This window comes from Alcaligenes sp. HNGD-HTN06 (assembly GCF_049932565.1).
GTDB classification, from domain to species: Bacteria; Pseudomonadota; Gammaproteobacteria; order Burkholderiales; family Burkholderiaceae_B; genus Alcaligenes; species Alcaligenes ammonioxydans.
In genome coordinates, this window is sequence record NZ_CP187782.1 from 2,963,128 (window position 1) to 2,986,846 (window position 23,719).

18 protein-coding genes are annotated in these 23,719 nt (G+C 57.5%); 5 read left to right on the top strand and 13 right to left on the bottom strand.

Annotated elements, in window-relative coordinates; genetic code table 11:
• Positions 1–294: 294 nt before the first annotated feature.
• The 7 genes from ACOZ42_RS13605 to ACOZ42_RS13635 form a co-directional block, all read right to left on the bottom strand.
• A complete protein-coding gene (locus ACOZ42_RS13605; RefSeq protein WP_003802262.1) occupies positions 295–843 on the bottom strand; it encodes a DUF924 family protein in 549 nt (182 codons plus the stop codon).
• Positions 844–888: 45 nt separating this feature from the next.
• Positions 889–1,668, bottom strand: coding sequence for an ABC transporter ATP-binding protein (locus tag ACOZ42_RS13610; RefSeq protein WP_003802260.1), 780 nt, complete (start codon positions 1,666–1,668; stop codon positions 889–891).
• The gene (locus ACOZ42_RS13615) at positions 1,665–2,432 is read right to left on the bottom strand and encodes an ABC transporter ATP-binding protein (protein WP_240209527.1); all 768 of its coding nucleotides are present in this window, start codon (positions 2,430–2,432) and stop codon (positions 1,665–1,667) included. Before ACOZ42_RS13615 ends, ACOZ42_RS13610 begins: the two co-directional genes overlap by 4 nt.
• Positions 2,429–4,324, bottom strand: a complete 1,896-nt coding sequence (locus ACOZ42_RS13620; protein ID WP_059318872.1) for an ABC transporter permease — start codon at positions 4,322–4,324, stop codon at positions 2,429–2,431. Before ACOZ42_RS13620 ends, ACOZ42_RS13615 begins: the two co-directional genes overlap by 4 nt.
• A gap of 67 nt (positions 4,325–4,391) precedes the next feature.
• Entirely contained in the window at positions 4,392–5,567 is a 1,176-nt protein-coding gene (locus tag ACOZ42_RS13625) for an ABC transporter substrate-binding protein (RefSeq protein ID WP_100214854.1), read from the bottom strand.
• Between the two features lie 459 nt (positions 5,568–6,026).
• Positions 6,027–6,245, bottom strand: a complete 219-nt coding sequence (locus ACOZ42_RS13630; RefSeq protein WP_153008934.1) for a hypothetical protein — start codon at positions 6,243–6,245, stop codon at positions 6,027–6,029.
• 32 nt (positions 6,246–6,277) lie between these two features.
• Entirely contained in the window at positions 6,278–6,490 is a 213-nt protein-coding gene (locus tag ACOZ42_RS13635; protein ID WP_426345263.1) for a hypothetical protein, read from the bottom strand.
• 185 nt (positions 6,491–6,675) lie between these two features.
• Between ACOZ42_RS13635 and ACOZ42_RS13640 the strand changes: the two genes are divergently transcribed.
• Positions 6,676–9,111, top strand: a complete 2,436-nt coding sequence (locus tag ACOZ42_RS13640; protein ID WP_426345264.1) for a penicillin acylase family protein — start codon at positions 6,676–6,678, stop codon at positions 9,109–9,111.
• Positions 9,112–9,157: 46 nt separating this feature from the next.
• On the opposite strand, the gene ACOZ42_RS13645 is transcribed toward ACOZ42_RS13640, so the two are convergent.
• Both ACOZ42_RS13645 and ACOZ42_RS13650 read right to left on the bottom strand, forming a co-directional pair.
• Positions 9,158–10,291, bottom strand: coding sequence for a GGDEF domain-containing protein (locus tag ACOZ42_RS13645; protein ID WP_003802249.1), 1,134 nt, complete (start codon positions 10,289–10,291; stop codon positions 9,158–9,160).
• Between the two features lie 114 nt (positions 10,292–10,405).
• Complete coding sequence (locus tag ACOZ42_RS13650) at positions 10,406–11,320, bottom strand: LysR family transcriptional regulator (protein WP_003802247.1); 915 nt, start codon at positions 11,318–11,320, stop codon at positions 10,406–10,408.
• Between the two features lie 106 nt (positions 11,321–11,426).
• Here ACOZ42_RS13650 and ACOZ42_RS13655 point away from each other — a divergent pair, with 106 nt between their 5' ends.
• Positions 11,427–13,016 carry a sulfatase family protein gene (locus tag ACOZ42_RS13655; RefSeq protein ID WP_426345265.1) on the top strand — a complete coding sequence of 530 codons (1,590 nt, stop codon included), beginning with the start codon at positions 11,427–11,429 and terminating at the stop codon, positions 13,014–13,016.
• A gap of 37 nt (positions 13,017–13,053) precedes the next feature.
• The gene (locus ACOZ42_RS13660) at positions 13,054–14,025 is read left to right on the top strand and encodes a Bug family tripartite tricarboxylate transporter substrate binding protein (RefSeq protein ID WP_003802244.1); all 972 of its coding nucleotides are present in this window, start codon (positions 13,054–13,056) and stop codon (positions 14,023–14,025) included.
• A 307-nt stretch (positions 14,026–14,332) separates the two neighbouring features.
• On the opposite strand, the gene ACOZ42_RS13665 is transcribed toward ACOZ42_RS13660, so the two are convergent.
• The 3 genes from ACOZ42_RS13665 to ACOZ42_RS13675 all read right to left on the bottom strand — a co-directional run bounded on the left by ACOZ42_RS13665 (position 14,333) and on the right by ACOZ42_RS13675 (position 17,148).
• Positions 14,333–15,307, bottom strand: a complete 975-nt coding sequence (locus ACOZ42_RS13665) for a Bug family tripartite tricarboxylate transporter substrate binding protein (RefSeq protein WP_003802242.1) — start codon at positions 15,305–15,307, stop codon at positions 14,333–14,335.
• Positions 15,308–15,328: 21 nt separating this feature from the next.
• The gene (locus ACOZ42_RS13670; RefSeq protein WP_039943477.1) at positions 15,329–16,222 is read right to left on the bottom strand and encodes an MBL fold metallo-hydrolase; all 894 of its coding nucleotides are present in this window, start codon (positions 16,220–16,222) and stop codon (positions 15,329–15,331) included.
• 170 nt (positions 16,223–16,392) lie between these two features.
• The gene (locus ACOZ42_RS13675; protein WP_426345266.1) at positions 16,393–17,148 is read right to left on the bottom strand and encodes a GntR family transcriptional regulator; all 756 of its coding nucleotides are present in this window, start codon (positions 17,146–17,148) and stop codon (positions 16,393–16,395) included.
• 196 nt (positions 17,149–17,344) lie between these two features.
• Here ACOZ42_RS13675 and ACOZ42_RS13680 point away from each other — a divergent pair, with 196 nt between their 5' ends.
• A complete protein-coding gene (locus ACOZ42_RS13680) occupies positions 17,345–20,953 on the top strand; it encodes a BTAD domain-containing putative transcriptional regulator (RefSeq protein WP_426345267.1) in 3,609 nt (1,202 codons plus the stop codon).
• An 83-nt stretch (positions 20,954–21,036) separates the two neighbouring features.
• Here the strand turns inward: ACOZ42_RS13680 and ACOZ42_RS13685 are convergent, their stop codons facing one another.
• Positions 21,037–22,641 (bottom strand): phospholipase D family protein, encoded by a 1,605-nt coding sequence (locus ACOZ42_RS13685; RefSeq protein ID WP_426345268.1) that lies wholly within the window; start codon positions 22,639–22,641, stop codon positions 21,037–21,039.
• 153 nt (positions 22,642–22,794) lie between these two features.
• Between ACOZ42_RS13685 and ACOZ42_RS13690 the strand changes: the two genes are divergently transcribed.
• The gene (locus tag ACOZ42_RS13690) at positions 22,795–23,718 is read left to right on the top strand and encodes an EamA family transporter (protein ID WP_426345269.1); all 924 of its coding nucleotides are present in this window, start codon (positions 22,795–22,797) and stop codon (positions 23,716–23,718) included.
• Position 23,719: the final 1 nt, after the last annotated feature.

The following is a 23,719-nucleotide window of genomic DNA, read 5'->3' on the forward strand; positions in this document are numbered from 1 at the left end:
GTTTTGGGCTCATTGCCGTCAAACTGGATAAAACCAGGAACTCTCAAGGCAGGCTCTCGACCAGCACGCTGAAGGATTGATCGGGAGCTTGAGTTTACGTAGATATTTGGGTTTGGGTTTGGGTCAAAGCATGGGCCAACAATCGAAACTTGTGTTCCCAGCAAGCCTAAGCTCCAGCGCCAATCACAATCCTGGCTCAGTTCTAGGCCCAGCCCAAATCAGCATCAGGCCCCGAATCCAAACCAAGACCAAGACCAAGACCAAGACCCCAGCCTAGCCCAGACTCAGCACCCATCAACCCGAAAAACCACCAGTCTCCAGAAACTTTTGTTCTTCCGCTGTCGTAGTACGCCCCAGAATCGAGTTGCGATGCGGAAAGCGGCCAAAGCGCTCCACCACATCCAGATGCTCTTGGGCATGATCCAGCCAGGGACGGCCAATTTCCTGATTCAGGCGCACGGCCTCTTGCTGATCGGCCAGATTCTCGGCATGGGAATACGGCAGGTAGCAAAACACACGACGCTCTGCCGGAATGTGTTTATCCAGCCCCTTGGCCACCATCTCCTTGGCAATCGCCAAACCCTTTTCGTCGGTCGCATACATGCGAGGAGTGTGCCGAAAGGCGTTGCGTGGGAACTGGTCCAGCAAGATCAGCAAGGCGTAGGCCCCTTCTGCGGTCTGCGCCCAATCGTCCAGCTCGCCCTTGGCCGCACGCTCATGCCAGTCCAAAAATCGTTCGCGAAACTCCTGATCGAAGTCATCGGACTTGCGAAACCATTTCTCTGGCCCTGATTCGACCCAGAAGGCTATCACTGCCTGAGGATGGGGACGTGCATCTGCCATGGTGTTCTCCTGGAAACGGTACGCCCTCCTAATCGGAGCGTGACCTTAAACAGACAGGTAAGTGCGCCGCACCTGCTCGTTGGCGCTTAATTCCTGCATCGTGCCACTGTACCGTATTTGCCCTTTTTCCAGCACATAAGCCCGATCCGAAACCAGTTCGGCAAAGTGCAGGTTCTGTTCGGACAACAAGATACTGACACCGGCCTGCTTGAGTTCCAGAATCATGTTCACCATCTGCTCCACAATCACAGGCGCCACCCCTTCAGAAGGTTCGTCCAGCAAGACCAGATACGGATTACCCATCAAGGTCCGAGCCACGGTCAGCATTTGCTGCTCACCCCCGCTCATTTGTCCGCCAGGCCTGTCTTGCATCTGGCCCAGATTGGGAAACAGGCTGTACAAACGTTCGGGCTGCCAGTGAGGAGCTGCCGAGCCATCCGGCCAGCGCCGAGCCGGCTGACGGCCCACCTCCAGGTTCTCCGTGACGCTCAGGTCAGTAAAAATACGTCGATCTTCGGGCACAAAACCCAAGCCGGCACGTGCAATTTCGAAAGGCTGCTTATCGTGGATGACTTGACCCATAAACTCGATATGGCCTTTGGCGCGCTCCATCAAACCCATGATGGACTTCAAGGTCGTGGACTTGCCCGCGCCGTTACGGCCCATCAGCGCAACAACTTCGCCCCGCTGCACGGTCAAGGCAAGGTCAAACAGAATATGCGCCGCGCCATACCAGGCATTCAGGCCCTCAATACGCAGCAGGGCTTGCCCGTTCGCCCCATTTTCGCCAGCCCGTTCAGAACCGGCCCACACAGCCTGCGTCATGCTGACTCCTTGCTCTCGAATGTTTTACCTGTACCAAAATACACTTCCTGCACCTTGGGATGCTGACGGATATAGTCTGCATCCCCTTGTGCCACCAGTCGCCCCCGAGCCAGCACAAGCATGCGGTCCGAGTGCTCGAACACCACGTCCATGCTGTGTTCGGTAAACAGCACGCCCATATTGCGTTCGATCACCAGTTTCTTGGTCAGACGCATCAGCTCATTGCGCTCTTTGGGCGCCATGCCGGCTGTGGGTTCGTCCATCAGCAAAAGACGCGGATCATTGGCCAGCGCAATCGCCAACTCCACCCGCTTCACATCCCCGTAAGCCAGCTCGCTGCAGGGCCGCTCGGCCTGGCTCAGCATGCCCACCTGATTTAACAAGTCCAACGCTCGCGCACGCTCGAACTGAGCCGCCCGACGCCAGAAAGAGAAGAGCTTTTTCTGATGCGCCAGCAAAGCCATCTGCACGTTCTCCACCACGGTCAGGGACGCAAAGGTGGCCGCAATCTGAAACGTGCGACCCACGCCCATGGCCGCGATCTTGCGGGGCGCCAGCCCCACCAGTTGCTGGTCGCCCAGTCGCACTGACCCGGCCGTGGGCGTCAACTGCCCCCCTACCATATTGAACGTCGTCGTCTTGCCTGCGCCATTGGGCCCGATCAAGGCCAGAAACTCGCCGGCCTGCACATCGAACTCGATACCGTCCACGGCCAGATTGCCGCCAAACGCTTTTTTCAGCCCCCGTACTTGCAACAAACTCATGACGATGCCTCCGATGCCACGGGACGATGCGCCCAGCGCTTGAAAAAGCCAGCAATGCCCTGCGGGAAAGCCAGAACCAGCAGCAAAATCACGCCACCGAACAAGGCCCGCCAATACTGCGTGACGCCCAGAAAGAAATCCTGCAACAAGGTAAACACCGCTGCGCCTACCACCGGGCCAACCAGCGTTTGCAAACCGCCCAGCAACACCATGACCAGGCCGTCCACCGACTTGTTCACCGCAATCACCTCGGGCGATACGCTGCCTTTGGAGAAGACGAACAAGGCGCCGGCCAGCCCTGCAAATGTGCCCGCAAGAATAAAGGTCAACCACTGCACCCGCTTGACAGGTATGCCGATCGCCTCGGCCCGCAAGGCCGAATCACGGCTGGCACGCATGGCATAGCCAAAGGGCGAGAACAAAATACGCCGCAGCAGGAAGGCGGCAACCGCCACCAACAACAAAGCGAAGTAATAGTAGCGATCACCCGACAACCACTCTGCCGGCCAGATGCCCACCACGCCGTTGGAGCCGCCCGTAAAACTGTCCCACTGATACACGATTGACCACACAATCTGCGCAAAGGCCAAGGTCAGCATAGCCAGATAGACCCCGGACAGCCGCACGCAGAACCAGCCAAAAACCAGCGCCCCCAGACCCGCAACGGCCGGAGCCAGGATCAGGGACCAGCCCATGGACAAGGCCGCGGCCTTGAAAAGCAGGGCCGCCGCATAGGCACCCAGCCCAAAGTAGGCGGCATGACCAAACGAGTTCATCCCACCTGGCCCCATCATGAAATGCAGGCTCAAGGAGAACAGGGACAAGACCAGAATATCCAGGGCCAGCACAGGCGCGTAGGGGAACCAGTCGCTCAGTAAGGGCAAGGCAGCCATCACGACCAGAACCAGCAGCACCATGATCTGGAAGGCCGTGCTCCCGGCCCGCAGAGGAGCTTCAATCGGAGCCGAATTACGGCTGACCGCCTGGGCGCGACCAAACAAGCCCCAGGGCCGGAACACCAGCACCACGGCCATGAAAATAAACTCCACCACCAGCGTCAATTTGGGAAAGGCAAAATCCACGCCAAACATGGTGACTGTACCCAGAGCGATACACAGCGCCTTCAATTCAGCAACGATCAACGCCGCCACGTAAGCACCGGGGATGGAGCCCATGCCTCCGACCACCACAATCACAAAGGCGTCACCGATCACGCTCAAGTCCAGCAACAGATTGGCGGGCTGACGCGGCAACTGCACGGCTCCCCCCAAACCAGCCAGAAAAGCCCCCAGGGCAAAGACGCCGGTAAACAGCCAGGCCTGATTGACACCCAGCGCGCCCAGCATTTGCCTGTCATGCGTGGCAGCACGCACCAGCACGCCCCAGCGGGTACGGGTCAGCAACAACCACAGCAAGCCCAGCACCACCGGGCCGATCACAATCAGCACCAGGTCATAAACCGGAAAGAAGCGTCCTGCAATGGAAATGGAACCGGTCAGGCCCGGGGCCAGTGGCCCGAGCAGATCCTCCGGTCCCCATACGGCAAGAGTCGCATCATTGATGACCAGCACCAACGCAAAGGTAGCCAGTAACTGGAACAACTCGGGCGCTTTATAAATACGCCGCAACAGCACGATTTCCAGTAATGCCCCCAGGGCGCCCACCAGCAGCGCCGCCACAATCAGGCCGGCCCAGAAACCCAGGGCTGAACCGCCCAGAAATTGCACCGTGGAATACGCCAGGTAGATACCCAGCATATATAAGGAGCCATGTGCAAAGTTGACAATGCGTGTCACCCCAAAGATCAGGGATAAACCCGCCGCCACCAGAAACAAAGACGATGCCTCGGCCAGTCCGTTAAGGAACTGCACCCATAAACCCGATAAGGCCATTACTGCCTCGCGTCAGAAGTGGCGCGCCAGACGGCGCGCCGATCTACGAAATACTGCGTTCTTGGAATTATTGATTGGCCGCGGCAGGACGCCACTGGCTGACCTGCTCATCCGTAGGCTGTACATCTTTGCCATCGGCATAACGGATATGGGTCATGATGCCCTTGCCATCTTGCTTGGCCAGCACACCCACATACGCCCCTTGCGTGGACTGATGATCCTGCGTGCGGTAGGTAATGGGGCCAAAAGGCGTCATCACATCCAGACCACGGAAGGCCTTGATCATGGCCTCTGTGTCCGTAGAGCCGGCTTTTTCAATCCCGGCAGCAATCGACACAATGGTGCTGTAGCCAATAATGGTGCCCAGGCGCGGGTGCTCGTTGTATTTGTCCTGATAGGCTTTCAGGAACGCATTGTGTTCAGGGGTGTCGATGGCATACCAGGGGTAGCCTGTCACGATCCAGCCCTCGGGGGTTTCCTCGCCCAATGGGTCAAGGTATTCCGGCTCGCCGGTCAACATGCTGACCACGGGCAGGGCCGGGCTGAAGAACTGACGCTGATTGCCCGCCCGTACCAAACGAGCCAGATCGGAGGCAAAAAGCACATTAAAGACGGCATCAGGCTTGGCCTCGGACAAGGCCTGCACCACAGCACCCGCATCCACCTTGCCCAGCGGCGTGGCCTGCTCGGCCACAAACTCGATATCGGGCTGGGCTTCTTTCATCAAGGTCTTGAAGGTGGCAACAGCCGACTGACCATATTCGTAGTTGGGATACACAATCGCCCAACGCTTCTTGTTCAGCTTGACCGCCTCGGGCACGAGCATGGCCACCTGCATGTAGGTGGAATTGCGCAGACGGAATGTGTAGCGGTTGCCATCGGCCCAGACGATCTTGTCCGTCAGGGGTTCACTGGCCAGGAAAAAGACTTTCTTGTGCTTGGCAAAGTCCGTAATGGCCAGACCGATATTGGACAGGAAAGTCCCGGTCAGCACATCCACCTTCTCACGCGAGATCAATTCCTCGGCAGCGCGTACTGCATCGCCGGGATTGGAATTGTCATCCTTGATGATCAACTGCAACTGCTTGCCGTGAATCCCCCCGGCCTGATTGATCTGCTCAACCGCCAGCTCCATCCCGTTTCGATACGGCCCCAAAAATGCAGGCTGGGACTTGTAGCTGTTCAGCTCCCCAATCTTGATCACGTCTTGGGCAACAGCGGCGCTCCCCAAAGTTTGCAACATCATCGTTCCTGCCAGTGCTACCCCTGCAAATGTCTTGTTCATTGTCTTCTCCGTGGGCTTGTGAGGCGAAACACGACTCAGCAACTTGTCTTGTTTTAGTGATTTAAAGTGTACACATGGTATTTTTGCGAGTAAATCGGCCAAGACCTAGGGATATACCCTTGAACACTTTAAACATAAAACACAACAAGCCACGCAGAAAGCCGATAAAGCAAGGAAACCGAGAAGAAAATGAGCAGAAAAAGCTGTTTGCCCCAGGCTCGAGAAATTGCCGATATACAGTGACTACACTCAATAAGCCCAAGGATTACAACACTAGCACCCCGCTTCGTTCCTGCACGCGCCGAATCATGGATTTCATAAACTGCTCCATCATATCCGGCAATGGGGCATTAATCGGCTAAAAAACCCGGGATGAGGGGGGCGACCCGACACGTCAGCCACGGTTTGGGCCCGATCTCATCCACTGCGTGTCTCATGCACGTTTTGCCCCGCGGAAGGCAAATCATAGAGTTGGGGGGTACGGGTAGGATTGAAGTCCTGCCATTGGCCCTCGCTCCAGGTGCCATCCGCCCATTCGATGGCATAACCACCGCCCTGCTGCATCTGACGCACCAGCGCGGCCTCAACGGCCTGCCCCAGGCGCACCGCCAGCATGACTCCGGAGACTCGGTTCAAGGGTTCTCGGCCAGGTTTGCGGCCTCCCAGTTTCACAATCCGCCCACCATGGCTCCCAGCCCGCCGCCACGCGCCGCCTTGTCCAGGGTCCTGTCGCCTCCAATCGGGTATTGGGCATGCTGGCCTCCAGGCTTGAGATAGAAAATCTGCCTATCTCGCTCTTCCACACCCTGGGTTCGCAGCATTCCGGCCACTTGCTGGGCTTGCTCAAAAGTATCGAACTGCGCGGCGATAATGCGTTCCATGACTTGGCTCCCTCAGGAAAATAGACACCCGTGACCCAGCAACTTCTGTTCCTGTCCGTCTTCGGATACTGGGGAAATCCTCTATAAAGCTTCAACTGGAAATATCAATACCTAAAGAATTTTGACGTTATATTCTCAGAATATAAAAAAACGTGCGCCTGCAAGGCAGCTCATGAGGAGACCTGATGTTGACTTCCCCCCGTCGCTTCCCATCCCGGCTAGGCCTGGGTCTGCTGACCACCAGCCTGCTACTGGCCGCCTGCGCCACCACGCCTCCTGCGGATCGCAGTGTCATCATCAAACGCGATCACTACGGCACACCGCATATTTATGCGGACAGCACCTACGGCCTGTTTTATGGCTATGCCTATGCAGTGGCCACTGACCGTCTGTACCAGATGGAAATTGCCAAGCGCTCGGGCTGGGGAACGGTAGCCGAAGTGCTGGGACCGGACTTTCTGGAGCTGGACAAAGTCACCCACACCAATATCGACCCGGACTCCATCCGCCAGCAACTGGCCGCCCTGTCCAACGAGGATCGCGCCATGTTTGAAGGCTATGCCGCCGGGTTTACCCAGCGCGTGCGCGAGGTGAAAGCCCAGCCAGATACCTTGATGCCCAAGGAGTTTCTGGATAAGGGCTTTGAGCCGACCGAATGGCAGCCCGAAGACATTGCCATGGTTTGGGTGGGCCTGATTCTGAACCGCTTCTTTGCCGGGACGGCAGAAGTGGCCAATCTGAATCTGCTGGAAACCCTGAAGGCTGATCAGGGTGCGGAGCGTGGCGAACAACTGTACAAGCAATTGCGCTGGCTGAACGACCCCACCGCCCCCACCATCATTCCCCAGCCCGAGGCCAAGACCGCGCTGGCCGATCTGCCCAGGCATTTGCAAGCCCTGTCCTCGCAAGCGGCGCAAGACTATCTGCATAAGCAAGCCCTGGCCCTGGGGCCCACCGTGGCCGCTGGCACGCCTACGGCCAGCAATGCCTGGCTGCTGGGCCCCGCAAAGACGACTCATGGTCATGCCGTGCTGTACAACGGTCCTCAACAAGGCTGGTACACCCCGTCCATTACCTATAGCGTTGGCCTGCACGGAGCCGGTTACGATCTGACAGGCAGCACTGCCGTTGCCCTGCCCGCTATCCTGTTCGGTACCAATGGCCAAATTGCCTGGGGCTCTACCGTCGGTTCGCTCGACACCAACGACGTCTACCAATTGCGCTTGAAAGAAGGCGACCCGCACCGTTACTGGTACAACAACGCCTGGCGTCCCATGGAGCACAAGCAGGTGCGTATCAAAGTGCGCGGGCAAGACGATGTGATGCTGGATGTATACCGTGCGGCTCAAGGCTATGTCAGCAGTTGGGACCAGAAAAACAACACCGCCTACGCCAACCGCCGCAGTTGGGAGGGTCGGGAAATTGAAACCCTGCTGGGCTGGGCTCATGCGGCCAAAGCCAGGAACTGGGAAGAGTTCATGGCCCAGGCTGCCCGCGTCAGCGCCTCCATTACCTGGTTCTATGCGGATACCAAAAACAATATCGGTGCCGCCGCACTGGGTCTTTTACCCCAGCGCCCGGCCAGGCAGGCCATTCAGTTCCCTGCCGCCGGCGATGGCAGCATGGAATGGCAGGGCTTTCTGAGCTTTGACCACAACCCCAAAATCCTGAATCCGCAGCAAGCTTATATTGCCAGCTGGAACAACAAGGCCTATAGCGCCTTGCTGGCAGACAACTCCAACTTTTCCTATGTGGACCGCGTGCAGGAATTGCTGGCTCCTTTGCAAGCCAAACAACGCCTGAGCGACGAAGAAATCTGGGGTATCGATTCCCTGGGCGCTCGCTCTGACCTGAATGCGCGTTACTTTGTGCCCTTCATTCAGGAGGCGGCCCAACTACCCCACGCCAGTGCCTTGGCTCGTCAAGCTGCCGAACAATTGAAAGGCTGGGATTACAAGCTGCACGTGAGCAACGATGGCAAGCACTACGAAGGCAGTGCCCCGGCCATCATGCAAGCCTGGATGCATGCCGCGGTGCCCGTCTTTCTGCAAGGTCGTTTGCCTGACAGCATCTACAAGACCTACACGCAAAACCTGTATCCCGCCATGGATGACCCGCGCAGCGCGCAGCCAGCCGCTGCGGCCAAACTGATCTGGAATGCGATCCAGGGCCCGGCTGCCGGTGTCCCGCAAACAATTGATTTTCTCCAGGGCCGCCCTGCCCCGGAGCTGGTCCTGGAAGCGTTGGAGAAGGCCGTCGTCCATTTGCAAAAGTTGCAAGGCGCACAGCCCGCACAATGGCGTGCCCCGGCAGTTTCCATGCTGTTTGCAGCTCGCAACGCGATCGGGGTGCCGTGGTCTGACCCAGCCTATGAGCATCGTGTGACGCCGTATCTGAACACCGGCAGCGCTCGCTTCCAGTACGTAATGGACCCAAGCGGGGTACGTATGTGCTCGATCATGCCGCCAGGACAAAGCGGCTTTATCAACCCCAAAGGGCAAGCCGATCCGCATTACTCGGATCAGCTGGACATGTTTGCCTCGTTCAAGTGCAAGCGCGATGCCATCAGCGCATCAGACATAGACAGCGCCAGTGAAACCACCCAGACCTTGCACTACTAACACGGCCATGAAAAACGGGACCTGAACCACATCAGGTCCCCTTGTCCTATGAGCCGACGGTAGGGATCGATTCCTGGGTCACCACTTGATTGCGTCCCGCCCGCTTGGCCTGATACAAAAGCTGGTCAGCCCGCATTAAGGCCTCTTCAATGGCCTGCCCAGGCTGACACGGCGCCAAGCCTAGGCTGGCCGTAATCTGAAAAGGCTCACGGTCGTGGTTATAAAAGGTTTGTGCCTGGACCTGCTGCAAAAGAACATGGGCAAAGCTCAAGGCTTGCGCGTCGCTGCGGCCAGCCAGAATCAAGACAAACTCTTCGCCACCATACCGGGCCGCCAGATCATGGGCTCCCAAATGCGCCTTGAACAAAGCCGCAGTGCGCGTCAGGACATCATCCCCTACCGAATGGCCGTGCGTATCGTTGATCTGTTTGAAATGATCCAGGTCCACCATCAATACATGCAAACGCTCCTGTACCGGGCCCTGCCCCAGTTGGCGGCTAACCGCCCCCCGGTTCAGCAAGCCGGTCAAGGTATCGTGCGTGGCTTGTCGATACAGCCGCAATAACAAGCCAAGGTGAAAGTAATTGGCGGTCAGGGCCACCACCAGCAAGGCGCTCAAGAGCCAGAGGTCCTGCAAGCCTTTCGCGCTGAGCCAGGTCCCCGAGCTGACGCTGGCCAGAATCTGCAGGGCAATCAGGGCGCCCCCCACCAAAGCGGATTCAAGCAGCGTAAACGGAAAAATACTTAACGTGGCCACCAGCAAAAAAGGGATAAAGCCATACCCCAGCACGACATAATGCGCGGCCCCTGACAGGGTCAACAACATATATGCATAAAAGGAAGCTGGCAAAATAAACACCAGGCCACTCAATACATAAATACGGGTAATGCGTTGATGGCCGTGGAAGGCCAGCCAGACACACGCGATCAGGCCCGCCAGGCTCAGGATACGGACTGCCATCAGGTGAGCAGGCCAACTGGGCAAAACCAGCCAGTCCATCAAGGTCCACAGCGGGGTGAGCAACGCGAACAGCAAACCGACCAGAACTACCCGGCTGCGCAAATACTCCATACGGGCATGAATGAAATCACGAGAATGATACTTCCCGCTCAGTGTGTCGCGCACCGAGCTAATACTGATTGCTTGCAAGTTTTTCCAGCCTTTCAGAACTGTTCCCATCAATCAATTCGCCAAGAAGAAACAAAGTAACATAACGGCAATTTTTGGTTACACGGATATAAAAAACAAGCTGTCAGTTCTTTCAGGGTCGGCCAGCGCCGACCCCTTTTACATTCACGCTGCTTGCGCCTGTTGACTCATCCAGCTAATCACTTCTTCCAACATCGGTTCGCCCGAATCCTGCGGGCGCCACAACAGGCCCAACTGACCGTGCAAACGCTGATCACTCCAATCCAGTTCCAGGATGCACAGTTCCGGGTAGACCGGCACCATGCTGCGCGTCATGGGGACTAGAAAATCACTGCCTACCGCCACACGCGCATTGGTATGTGCATAAGCCGATTCAATGGCACAAGTGGGATAAGTCAGACCCTTGGCATCCAGACTCAACTCGAAACTGCGTCGCATAGGGCTATTCCGAGGAGGCAGTATCCAGGGATAGTCCAGCGTTTGCTCCCAGGTAATCTCCTTTTGCTGGGCCAGCGGATGCTCGCGCCAGGCGGCCACGCCCAACGGCACCATGCCTAGCGGCAAATAGGCCATTGCCGGATTGCGCCCGGCCTCATCCACCCGGCCAATCACCAGATCCAGCTCACCCTGTTCCAGATTGCGGCTCAAGACATCCAGGGTGCCCTCCTGAATGCGAATATGGCACTGGGGATCACGCTGGTGCAAATACACCAATAACTGTGGCAAATAAACTGCGGCCACCATCGGTGAAATACCCAGCGTGAACTGCTGACGAAAACCCTGCCGGTATTGTTCCAGCGTGGCATTCATGCGATCGAGGCGATTGAGCACACCCTGCGCCTGGGAAACCAATGCCAAGGCAGCGGGCAACGGTTCAATACCCCGCGCATGGCGCTCAAATAAGGGCATGCCTATATTGTCCTCAAAATCCTTGAGCCATTTGGACAAGGCAGGCTGAGTCATATTGGATTGCCGGGCGACATCGCTCATGCTTTTTTGTTCACACAAACGAATTAAAACCTGCAAATGCTTCAAGCGAATGCGTTCACTCCAGCTCATGACTTACCTATATGAAAGGGGTATAGATACCTGCCAGTTATTCAATTTAACATTATGGCCACAGCTTCCATAATGGGTATACCCAAAGCTACAAAATAGGCAATGCATGTCTCAATCCGTACCCAATTTTTTACTGATCATCGCCGATCAACTCCGCGCGGACCATTTGGCTTGTTATGGCAATAAAGAAATAAAAACACCCAATTTGGATGCATTGGCAGCCCGCGGCTGGCGTGCTGAGCGATTTTACGTCGCCACCCCCATTTGCATGCCCAATCGTGCTTCGCTGATGACGGGCCGCATGCCTTCCTTGCATGGGGCCCGTCACAACGGCGTTCCCCTGCCGCTGGAATCCAATACCTTCGTCGATGTATTGCGCCAGGCCGGCTGGGGCACCGCGTTGGTGGGCAAGGCACATCTGCAAAATATAACGGATACTCCGCCCTTGTACCCACGCCCGGAAGATCCCCCTACCCGGGGCGAGGCACGCGCACCTTTAGCGACCAACGATTACGGACAGGAATGCGGGCAATGGTGGCGTGATCGCGCCGATCACGGTGTGCAACTGCCGTTTTACGGCTACGAGCACGTAGATCTGGCTATCGATCACGGCGATCAGGTCTGGGGCGACTATGGACGCTGGCTGCAAAACGAACACCCTGACATCGCCGCCCTATCTGGCCCTGAAAACGCCATCCCGACCCCGGACTATGCGTTAAGCCGCATTGGACAGGCCTGGCGCACCCGCGTGCCAGAAGAGTACAGCACCACGGCCTGGATTGGGGAGCGCACCCGCGCCATGCTGGATCACTATGCACAGGAACAGCAACCTTTCTTCATTCAGTGCTCCTTTCCCGACCCACATCATCCCTTCACCCCCCATGGCCAGTACTGGGATATGTACAAGCCGGAAGACGTCAGCCTGCCCGACTCCTTCCACCTGGGCTCGCACCCCTTGCCGGCCCACCTGCAACTGCTTCATCAATTGCGCGATGAAGGCAAGGCAGTCAAACATACCCCTACGCTGTTTGCCTGCACCGAGCGCGAGGCCCGGGAGGCCATCGCCCTGAATTATGGCTCCATCACTCATATTGATGCCGAGATCGGTCGCATTCTGGACCATCTGGAGCATACGGGACAGGCGGACAACACCATCGTCATGTTCATGAGCGATCATGGTGACTTCATGGGCGATCATCAGTTATTGCTCAAGGGCCCCTTGCACTACCAAAGCATTATTCGCAGTCCCTTTATCTGGTTTGATCCCCGAGCTGCGCAAACGCAAGGCACCAGTGCAGCGGTCTGCTCTACCATTGATATCGCGCCTACCGTGCTGGAGCGTGCAAACCAGTTACCTTACAACGGCATTCAGGGCCGCTCCTTGCTGAAACTCATGCACAATGACGCCCAGACCTGGCGCAGCGGCGTGCTGATCGAAGAGGAAAACCAGCGCAAACTGTTTAATACCCCGATCCGCACCAAACTGCGTTCACTTGTGACGCCACAGCATCGCATCAGCTTGTATGAGGGTGGACAGATCGGCGAGCTGTATGACCTGCACGCCGATCCGCTGGAACAACATAATTTGTGGAATGAACCCGATGCGCAAGCCTTGAAAACCAGGCTTTTGTGTCAATTGATCGATACCATGATGGCTCACAGTGAAACCAGTCCCTTGCCTTTGGCGATAGCGTGAGCTGACTACTCTTAACCATCCTTATCTGGAGACATCTATGCCCACCCTTTCCTTGCTGCGCAACGTAAGCATTTGTGCGCTGATCCTACCTTTGGCTACACCCGTCCAAAGTGCCGAGGTGGCCACCATTGTGGTCAGCTCCGTAGCAGGCGGTCCGCTGGATGTCCTGGGTCGCATGTTGGCCCGCGAGGCCAGCGAAACGACGGGCCAGACAATTGTGGTGGAGAACCGTGCCGGTGCGGCCGGCACCATCGCGGCCGAAGCGGTAGGGCGAGCCAAACCGGATGGCAATACCTTGCTGTTGACGCTCGATACGGTGGCCACGGCCAACCCGCACATTTACGTCAACAGCAAGTTCAAGATTGACGAGTCTCTGGAACTGGTTTCCTTGCTGGGCACTTTTGACCAGGTTCTGGTGGTACCCAGCAAAACCGGCATCAAGTCTCCGGCAGAGTTCCTGGAGCGCGCCCGCGAGAAACCGATGAATTATGGCTCCGCAGGCATGGGGTCGCCCGGTCATTTGATGATGTCTGCCCTGACACAGGACAGCGGCATCAAGCTCGATCACATTCCCTATCGCAGCAATAGCGCGGTGGTCAACGATATGTATGGCGAGCGCCTGGACAGCGGTTTTCTGACGATTGCCGGTGTTTTAGGCCCCATCAAGGAAGGCCTGTTGACGCCCCTGGCAACCTCTGGCGGCAAGCGCAATCCTTTGCTGCCCGAGGTCCCGACCTTGGCCGAAGCCAAATTGCCAGGTTTGGAAAACTTTGACGAGAGCTTCTCGTACCTGGTTTTCACCACCAAGGGTTCGCCCCCAGAGAAGGTCAAGGCCTGGAACGCGCTGCTGAGCGATATCGTCAAGCGTCCTTCTACCGCAGAAACCTTGCGGATGCTGGATATTCAGGCGTACGACTCGTCCAAGGTGTCTGCGGCCCAGTGGGTGCAGCAACGCAGCGCTCGCTGGGAGCAGATCGTGCGCGACAACAATATTCGCTCTGATCAGTAATCATTGACCTTAGGGCCCCTGATTTCAGGGGCCCTTTTTTATGGGCAGACTAGTGCAAAGACATGACTGGGGGCCTGCTTGCTTCGTTGCCTTGTCTTGAGGTGAAAACACAAGGGATGGTCACGATGCCGCTCATCATCGCTTCCGTCTACACAGCACCACACCACGTTTGAATGGCCTGGGCATGAGCCCTTGGAGGCCGGGTGCGACGTGGCGCCCGACCCAGCACGCTGACCAGGGCAACCACGCGCGGCGTGGGCAAGCGCCCCGCCAAGACACGCCAAGCCCCGGATCAAGCAGCACTCCATCAGTCCAAACTAATCCCAGCCTTAGTGACGATGTCATGCCAGTAATCCGCCTCCGCAGGCAATCCCTTGCGAAACTCCTCGGCAGAAACCTTGGACAGCAGATAGCCCTGATCCAATAGCTTTTGACGAATCTCGGGATTTGCCAGCACGTTCTCCAAGGCAGTTTCAATCTTGCCCACAATGTCCGTATCCGTCCCTGCCGGAACAGCCAGGGCCCACCAGTTGCTGATCACCACATCTTTGTAGCCCAGCTCGTCCAAAGTCGGCACATCGGGTAAGACCGGGAGACGCTCTGGCAAGGCCACCGCCAAGGCCTTCAGACGCCCTTCTGGCAAAAAGGCGGCGCCCAGTCCATAGCTGCTGACAAACATCTGCACCTCATTGCTCAGCAAAGCCTGAATACCCGGTGCCGAACCCCGGTAATGAATGCCCAGCATGTCGCCCTCCATCACCTCGGACAGCTTCCAGGCCGACAACTCGGGGGTGGTTCCCGCCCCTGGTGTTCCATAATTCACCTGGCCTTTGCGCTGCTGAACATACTCCCGGAACTCGGCCATGTTGTTGACCGGCAATTGCCCATTCACATAAACCAGCGCCGCCGCATCGGCCACCTTATTGATCACATACAGATCCTTGAAAGGGTCGTAACCCATGTTCTTGTACAAGAACTGATTGATCACAAAGTTATTGGTCGCCGAAAACAACAAGGTGTAGCCGTCCGGCTTGGAGCGGGCCACCATTTGCGTGCCGATATTGCCGCCCGCCCCGGTTTTGTAATCCGTAATCACCGTCTGCCCCAACTCGCGGGAGAGTTCGGGCTGCAAAATACGAAAAATAATATCCCCCGCCGCGCCCGGAGGGTAAGGAATCACCACCCGCACGGGGTGATCGGGATAATCCGCCCAGGCCGGCGCCGCCGCCCCCATGCAAAGCGTGGCCATCAGGCCCAAAACTGTCTGTTTGATTACCTGCATTTTGTCTCCCCCGCGTGCCTTTTACAGGTCTATACGCATCAAGTCTGTTGCCAGTCGCAAATCGCCTTTATAGCTCTTGCGAATATCCCGAGCCACCTCGTCCAGACGCTCCGGGCCCATCAGATCAACCGGCAGGTGATTCGCGGCCGCACGTTTAATCACTGGACTGGTAGAGTCGTAATGCCCGAAATGCGTGGCCACTAAACTCTTCACATTGGCACGGCGTGCAATTTCCCCCAATTGCAACGGACTGGTATGGGCAAAGGTGCCCACCCCGGACTCGGCGCGATGTTTCAGGAAGGACTCGGGGAAGGTGCATTCGTGAATCAGCAAATCGGCATCCTGCGCCAAACGGATCATGGACTCGCACGGCGCGGTATCGCCACTGAATGCCACCACCTTGCCTTCGGCTTCCATACGAATGCCAAAACAGTCCGTAATTTCGCTGGGGATATGGTCAACCACGTCAATGTAGATCTTGACGTCCTCATCTTCATACATCAGACCTGGCTCCACCTCGAACACCTCGGGGCGCACAGCCTCGATGTTCTTCTGACGAGCCGGGTAAGCCGCACGGGCCTGGATATCCACGCGAAACGCGCCGTTCTCGAAAGAATGATCCACAAAATCCTGGGTGCCTTTCGGGCCGAAGACCTTGAGCTTGCCTTCGCGGTTAAAAACCCAGCTGGACAGCACAAAAAAGGGCAGTCCGCAAACATGGTCATAGTGCAAATGGCTTAAAAATACCCAAGGCACATCCGCCGGATTGATATTGGCCTTGACCATCTGGCGCGTGGAGCCTTCGCCGCAATCGAACAAATAGTTCTTGCCGTTTTCCAGGGTCACCAAAATGGACGACTGGGCACGGTCGGGATCTGGCAGCGCAGCGCCGGTGCCAAGCATGGTTATCTTCACGTCAAACTCCTTCAAACTGATAAAAATATCCGGCACCTGAACCGTGCCTCTTCCATAAAGTCATAAAGTTCTATTTTTAGGACTTTATAGGAAAAGTGTACACTCCGCCCTCACGACGAATAACTTGGTGTTTTTACCTAGAAGGCGGACAGACGCGCGCCACGCCTGGATTAAGGAGCGTAAAGTCCGGGGGTCAACTCAGTCTGAATGCTGAGATACTTGGCCGGGTAAAAGACCTGCGCGGCATAGACCAGTTGATTGTCACGATTCACAATCAAACGAATGACCCGCACTACGGGCATGCCTATGTCCATATGCAAATGACGAGCCAGATCCGCATCGGCTACCCGGACCGTCAAGGTCTGACGAACCGTATGGATCTGCTCACGCGCCAGACGGTTGAGCACCAAAAGCACCGGCTCCTGGCTCAAATCAGGCTGCAAGGTCTGAGCCAAGGAATCGAGCACATAGACCGTATTGAGACTATAGGCCACCCCGTCGGTATAGTTAACGCGGCTGGTCCACCAATAATCATCAGGCAGGGACTGGCCAGTAATCTCGATAGGCAAGGGCCCCCGGCCCTGGCCCAGCTCCACCATCACCGAATCCAGACGCGTCAGATGCTCAATCAGGGCCTGCCAGTTGGTTGGCAACATCAGCCAATGATCCTGCGCAGCGTCGCCAATCACAAAGGTGCCCTTGCCTCGCGTGCGTTCGATCAGGCCTTCTTGCTCCAGCTCGTCCAGCGCGGCACGGACCGTGGCACGAGAAACGCCATATTCCTCCATCAGCTCTTCCAGCGTGGGAATGCGGGTTCCCACAGGCCACTCCCCCCGTTCCAGGCGCGCCCGCAAGGTATATTTCACTTTCAGAGAAAGAGGCAATTTGGACTGCTTGCGCAGTGAAGAGCGTGTAGGGTCCACCATACAAATAGGCATGCCAGCCCAAGAAAATAATCAGCCCACATCATAGCCTGCGATGTGCGGGGTCGCCGATAGGGCAAAAAAGGTTTAATGCAGGACAGCCAAGGCGTTTATTTTTGCAAAATTTCGTAAACGAAAATTAAACGGATCGGATACATTATCCCAATCATTGCTTAACTCTTGATACGAGCCCGAGCCCATGGATGTTCTGCCCTCCTCTGCCTCGCACTTGGCCCAAATTTACCTACTCGGCACCTACCGATTACGGGTTCAAGGACAATGTCGCGCCAATATTATCAATTACGATAAAGCGCGGATTCTGCTGTCCATGCTCGCATTGGCGCAGGGCAAACCCATCAGCCGCAGCCGTCTTGCGGAAACAATCTGGCACGAAGATCCCATCAGCGTCGGGCGTGCCCGTTTGCGTCATGCACTGCATGCCTTGCGCCGGGCCTTTGAAGGGTGCGATCAGGTCTTGCTCATTACCAATGACACCTTGGCACTGGACCCCTGTTACGCCCAGGTAGACGTACTGAGTCTGCTGCAACACCCCAGCCAGCCAGCCTTAAGCGATCTGGAACGCCTGAACCTGTATCAGGGTCCTTTGCTGGGACAGGTCAAACTGCATCATGGCGAGCAATTGCAAGACTGGCTGCAAGAGACGCAACAAACCATTCGCCAAACCCTGTCGCACTGCCGCGACCGGTATATCGAGTCCGGGCTGGACACGCTGCCCCCCGCGCAAGCGATCAGTTATCTCAAACGCTGGCTGCTGATCTGGCCCGAAGAAGAAAAACTGCATCAAGCGCTGATCCGCCTGCTCAAGCAGGAAGGCCAACACGAAGCCGCGTTGCAAGCGTATGAACAGTGCTCGGTCTTGCTGGCCGATCGTCTGGGGTGCGAACCCAGCGCCCAGACACGCAGTCTGGTCGATCTGCCCGTGCGCTCGGCCTCCCATGCCAAAGCCTTGTCCACCACCGTCCAATTGCGCCTGCGTCCCTTGGCCGCGGTCGGCTTTTGCCTGCGCTTTGAACCCGGCCATCGTCATGCCCGTGAAAAAGGCGGTCAACTGCTCGAGCAAAGCCGCCAGACCCTGCTCCAGTTGATCGAGGATCATGGCGGCTGGGCCAGTGAGGCGGGCCCCAGTCAAGTGCTGGCCTATTTTGGCTACCCGGACCTGCTGGAGTCGCCCGTCACCCAGGCGGCGACATTGGCACGGGTTGCGGCCACCGTTCGCATGGATGAACATATCAAGCTGAGCATCGCCATTCATGCAGACCTTGCCATGGACGATCAAAGCCCCTGTCCAGATCCCTGGGGACAATTGGCCCAGGTGGTCTTGCCCTTGAGCTGGGAGGCGGCCCCCGGGGCGCCGCGCGTCACCTTTCAAGCCGCATTGCGACTGGACCCCAAAGATGTACAAGGCCCGGTGGGCCGCCACAATGAAGCGCTCTGGCTCAACCTGAGCCCCTCAGACATTGACGCTGTACGGCTGACCAGCCGTGTCTACGGCCGCTCTCAAGAGTTCGATCATCTGGTGCAGGCCTGGTCGTATATAGGCCCCAACCGGTCCCTGCATCACATTGCCATCCATGGCCGAGCCCATATTGGTAAAAGCCTGCTGGTCCAGTCTCTGGCAGATTATGTACAAAAAACCGCCCATCACTGCATCGTCCTCCATTGCCGCGAAGATAAGCGCCGTGTAGCCTGGCACCCCATCCGTCTTTGGCTGCACGAGCAAATTGCCAATTACATCACCGCACAAACCGGTAAACAGCGCGACCCCTTTTCCATTCAAACCCTGCAAGAAGCGCTTGAACTGAGTCCCAAGCAAGCGCAATCCCTGCATGAGTGGCTAAACAGCGGGCCAAACGAACAGGACTTGAACGAGCCCTCTACGGCGCATACCGACCTTCTTTTCAATCTGCTCAGCGGCCCAGGCAGCGCCCCGCGCCGTCGCCTGCTGATTATCGAAAACGTGCAATGGGCCGACCCGCCCACCCAGCGTCTGATCCGACTGCTCTCGCATACCACGCCCCGTCATCCAACCTTGCTGCTGACCACCAGCCGCAAACCGGGCCACGGCATGGAACGCGCCGAACACCTGAATCTACGGGCACTGGACCGCTCCAGCATCAACAGCCTTCTGAGCGGGCAGCGCGGGCAGCGTCTGGCACGCGACAAACGCAGCCGGCTGGTCAAGCTCAGTGCCGGCAACCCGGGCCATGCCAATGAACTGCTGCGCTGCCATGAGCTCAATTGCGAATGCAGCCACGCGCTGCGCCTGACTGACCTGATCTGCACGCAATACCACAGCCTGTTGCCCGCGACGCGACACATCCTGACCAGCATTGCCCTGCATGAGCAGGCTATTTGCATCAACGAGCTTGGCCTGATGCTGCGTCTGGACAATACGGCCCTGAGCAGCGGCCTGGACACACTGGCCACGCTGGACCTGATTGATTTAGACGGCAAACACGTATCCTGCCTGCCGCTGATCGCCCAGGCGCTGGAGCGTGTGGCCATGCAGGAGGAGTTGCGTCAGGCTCACTATGCCATTGCCCAACACGGCATACGCCGTCGCCAGGCGCCCGCCCATATTGCCCTGCACCTGTGCGAGGCGGAAAGCCCTGAAGCGGCCTTCTGGTGGCAGCGTGCGGCCCGCGAGGCCCTGGCACAAAGCGATCTGCGTCAGGCCAGTCAGTATTTGCAGCGTTCACTCAACCGCAGTGAGCTGATTGAAGACCTGCAGGTGCGTCAAACCCTGCAATTTGAATGTCGCATGTTGCAAGGCGCGATTGAATCGTCCCTGTACGGCCCGGCCTCGGCCTCGACCGCCATGGCCTATGAATTGGGTCATGAGCTTCAGGACGAGCAGGATTCCGACCAGGTCATGATCAGCCTGTGGACGGCCTGGTCGGCATTGCATGCACAAGGCAACTTTGAGCAGGCTTTGCACAAAGCACGCCAACTGCTGGCGCTGGCCAATGAAACCAACCATGACCAGAACCGCAGCTGGGCCTTGTACGCGATCGGTCAACACGAACTGTGGAAAGGAAACATCAACAATGCCATTCAGACGCTGAATCTGAGCCTGGCCGTCTTTGATGATTTGAAAGAGCAAAACAGCCGACGCGCGATTGCCGAGCATTTTCCCCAATCGATTACCTTCGGAACCTTGAGTGTGGCCCTGGCCCTGAAGGGCGATCAGGATGCCTCTCAACAGCACGCTCGCCTGGCCTTGCAAAGCCTGCGTTCAGACACCATTTTTTCGCTACGCGCCATCACCCATTTGTTCGTGATGCAGGCCTACTACCTGATGGAGCAACTGGAAGACTGTCTGCAAGTGGCCGAACTGTCCTTGCACGAGCTTCAGAAGTCACACAATCCCGAGCCCTGGTCGGCGCTGAGCCGCTCGTTCCTGTACTACTGCCAGGTCATGTTGTACGGACGGGAAAGCAGCATGCAGTTCCTGCTCGATTGTGTGCAAATTGCCCAATACGGCCTGCCCATCAGCACTGATGGACTGATGAGCCGGATTGCCCGCGCCATGATTCGCCTGGGACGCAGCAATGAAGCCATGCCCTGGCTGGACAAGGCTGCCGCTCAGGGGCTGCGCTATGACACGGGCAGCATGGGGGCCGAGTTGCATTGTGTGCGTGGCGACGCCTGGATGGCGTTGGGGGAAAACGCACAGGCCTTGCAGGAATGGAATCTGGCTGAACAGCAGATGGAAAAACACGGCCTGTATCGCTACGCCGACTGGATTCGGGACCGTCGGCAAGCCGTTCAAAAGCTCAAGGTCTAGCCCCACCTTGCCGGTGCGCTTGCCAGCAGCAGCCTTGCGCCGTTTAAACAGGATAGCGGAGCTCGAACTGGCAGGAAAACGGCTTACAGCAGCCACTCAATCGGCAGGACGGACAACACACCCACGCCCGCGCGCCGCCAGATGCTGGCATCGGGTTCGGACGTGAACCGGCGCTGGGTGCCGTCTTCATTGAGCTGAATCCACACCAACTCATCCTTGTCGTCCAGTTCCACCCGATAACTGCGGTAAGGCAGCACTTGTTCAAAACTTCTGGACAGGGCCTGCGCCATTTCAGGGCTTTCAATGATGAAACCCAGCTCAGTATTCAAATTGACCGAGCGCGGGTCGAAATTAAAGGAGCCCACAAACAGACGTTTGCCATCAACGGCAAAGGTTTTGGCATGCAAGGCTGAGCCAGAGCTGCCAAAGGGGCCCGAGCCATGACGGGTCGGCTTGTCCATCGTGGGACGCAACTCGAACAACTGCACACCCGCTTCCAGCAAGGCTCTACGCCGCTTCGCGTAACCGGCGTGCACAGCCGTGACGTCCGTGGCGGCCAGCGAGTTGGTCAGAACACGAATCTGCATCCCTGGCCGCTGCATCAGCCCTTCAAACGCCCGCACCCCCGCAGCGGTAGGGACAAAATACGAGGACACCAGATCCACCTGATGAGCGGGTTTGCCCAACAGCTCATCCATTTGCCAAACCAGCAGTTTTTCCGGACTGACCGGCCCGAGGGCCTTGGCCGGATCATCGCTAATCATGGTGGTACGCGCCCACTGAAAATCCAGCTGGCCTTGCACCAAAGCGCTGACCAGATTCGATTCACGTAATATTTGCTGGTACTTTTTGGCGCGGGGCTGTACTTCGGCATCCTGCAACTGCTCCTGAAACGCCGCAAGGGTTTGAGAGCTTTCAGTCTTTACGAGCCGATCGATGGGATACGCAGACTGGCTGGCCCAGTAAAGATCAAAGTCCTTGGAGACCTCCTGCACCACCGCCCCAATCGCCATCACATCCAAATCTGCAAACAGAATGTCCTGCGTGGCGCCAAAATACTCATCACCCACGTTGCGGCCGCCAATAATGGTGACCTGATTGTCCACGGTGAACGATTTGTTGTGCATGCGCCGGTTCAGACGCGAGAAGTCAGTCAGGAAGCCCAGGGGCTTGGGCCAGCGCAACACAAAGGGATTGAACAGGCGCACCTCGATATTGGGGTGGGCATTTATGGCCGCCAGCGTGTCGTCCAGGCCCGTAATGCCATTGTCATCAATCAACAGGCGCACCCGCACACCCCGCTCGGCCGCCTGCATCAACATGCCCAGCATCAAGGTGCCGGTCGTATCGCCGCGCCAGATGTAATACTGCACATCCAGCGTTTTTTGAGCCGCAAACGCCAGCAGGGCACGGGCGGCATACGCATCGTGCGGGTCGAACAACGGATAAATACCCGATAAACCGGGATGCTGCTGTGCCTGAGGGTCCACCGCCCGGCCGATCGCAGTGTCACGAGCCTGCTCCAGAGGCAGCGCTTCGCTGTGGCTGCGTCCTTCCAGAGAGGGCAAGGCACAGCCTGTCAAAGCAGCCAGCAAGGCTCCCCCCGCAATCAGGGTACGCCAGACGCTGGACGCAGCCTGCCCCCGCAAGCGGGGTAACGTTGGCTTTTTGACGGGGTCGATTTTCATGAAGGCATCTCTGTGAACATGGGCATCGTTCCACATAGTAGCACCGCCCTGGCGCCCCAACCGCCAGCCCGTGTCACAATCACCACTTGCAGCCCGTGACAGGGCGGACAACAATAAAGCACCCGCCTATTCTTTAAGCCTGAAACAAGTAGCATGCCCACCGCCCAATCTTCTGCCTTACTGCCCCGCCACCTTGCCATTATGTTGCTGTTAATGCTGGGCAGCTCCTTTGCCGCCAACCATATTGCGGCCAAAGTGGCACTGGACCATGGCACCGGACTGATCATTTCTGTTATTTTGCGCTCGGCTGCCGCCACCCTGGCGCTGAGCGTGCTGCTGATCTGGCGCAAGCAGGCCCTGTACGTGCCACGCCCCTACCTGGGCTGGCAACTGCTGCTGGGCGCACTGATCACTGTGCAATGCATGTTGATCTATTCCTCCATTGCCCGCATCCCCGTCGCCCTGGCATTGCTGGTGGCCAATATGTACCCGATATTGCTGGCTTTGCTTACCTGGGTACTGGGCGGACACCGTCCCACTCGCAAGACAGCCATCATCATGGTGGCCATTCTGGCAGGCCTGCTGCTGGCGCTGGACACGCCCAGTCTGATCAAAGGCTCCACCGTTGATGCCCAGTGGATTCTGGGCGTGGTGTGCAGTTTGCTAACCGCACTGGCCTTTGCCATTGGCCTGTGGATTACCGAGAACAAACTGGCACCGCTGCCCGGTCTGGTGCGCAGCTTTTGTACGATTAGCCAGACGCTGGTTTGCCTGATTGCACTCAGCCCCCTGGGCCTGCTGCCCGGCGGCTCTTCCCTGCCCCACGATGCGGTAGGCTGGATAGCCCTGTCGTTGGTCTGTGTCCTGTACACCACGGGTTTTGTAACGCTGTTTGTGCTGGCACCCCGCCTGGACATGACCCGCAATGCGCCCTTCATGAATATGGAGCCGGTCGCCTCCCTGATTCTCGGCTGGCTGATCCTTAAGCAGACCCTGAACTCCACCCAACTGCTGGGCGGAGCCATCGTGCTCAGCGGTATTGTCGCCCTGGCCTACCGGCGCACGCCCCGCACGTAAG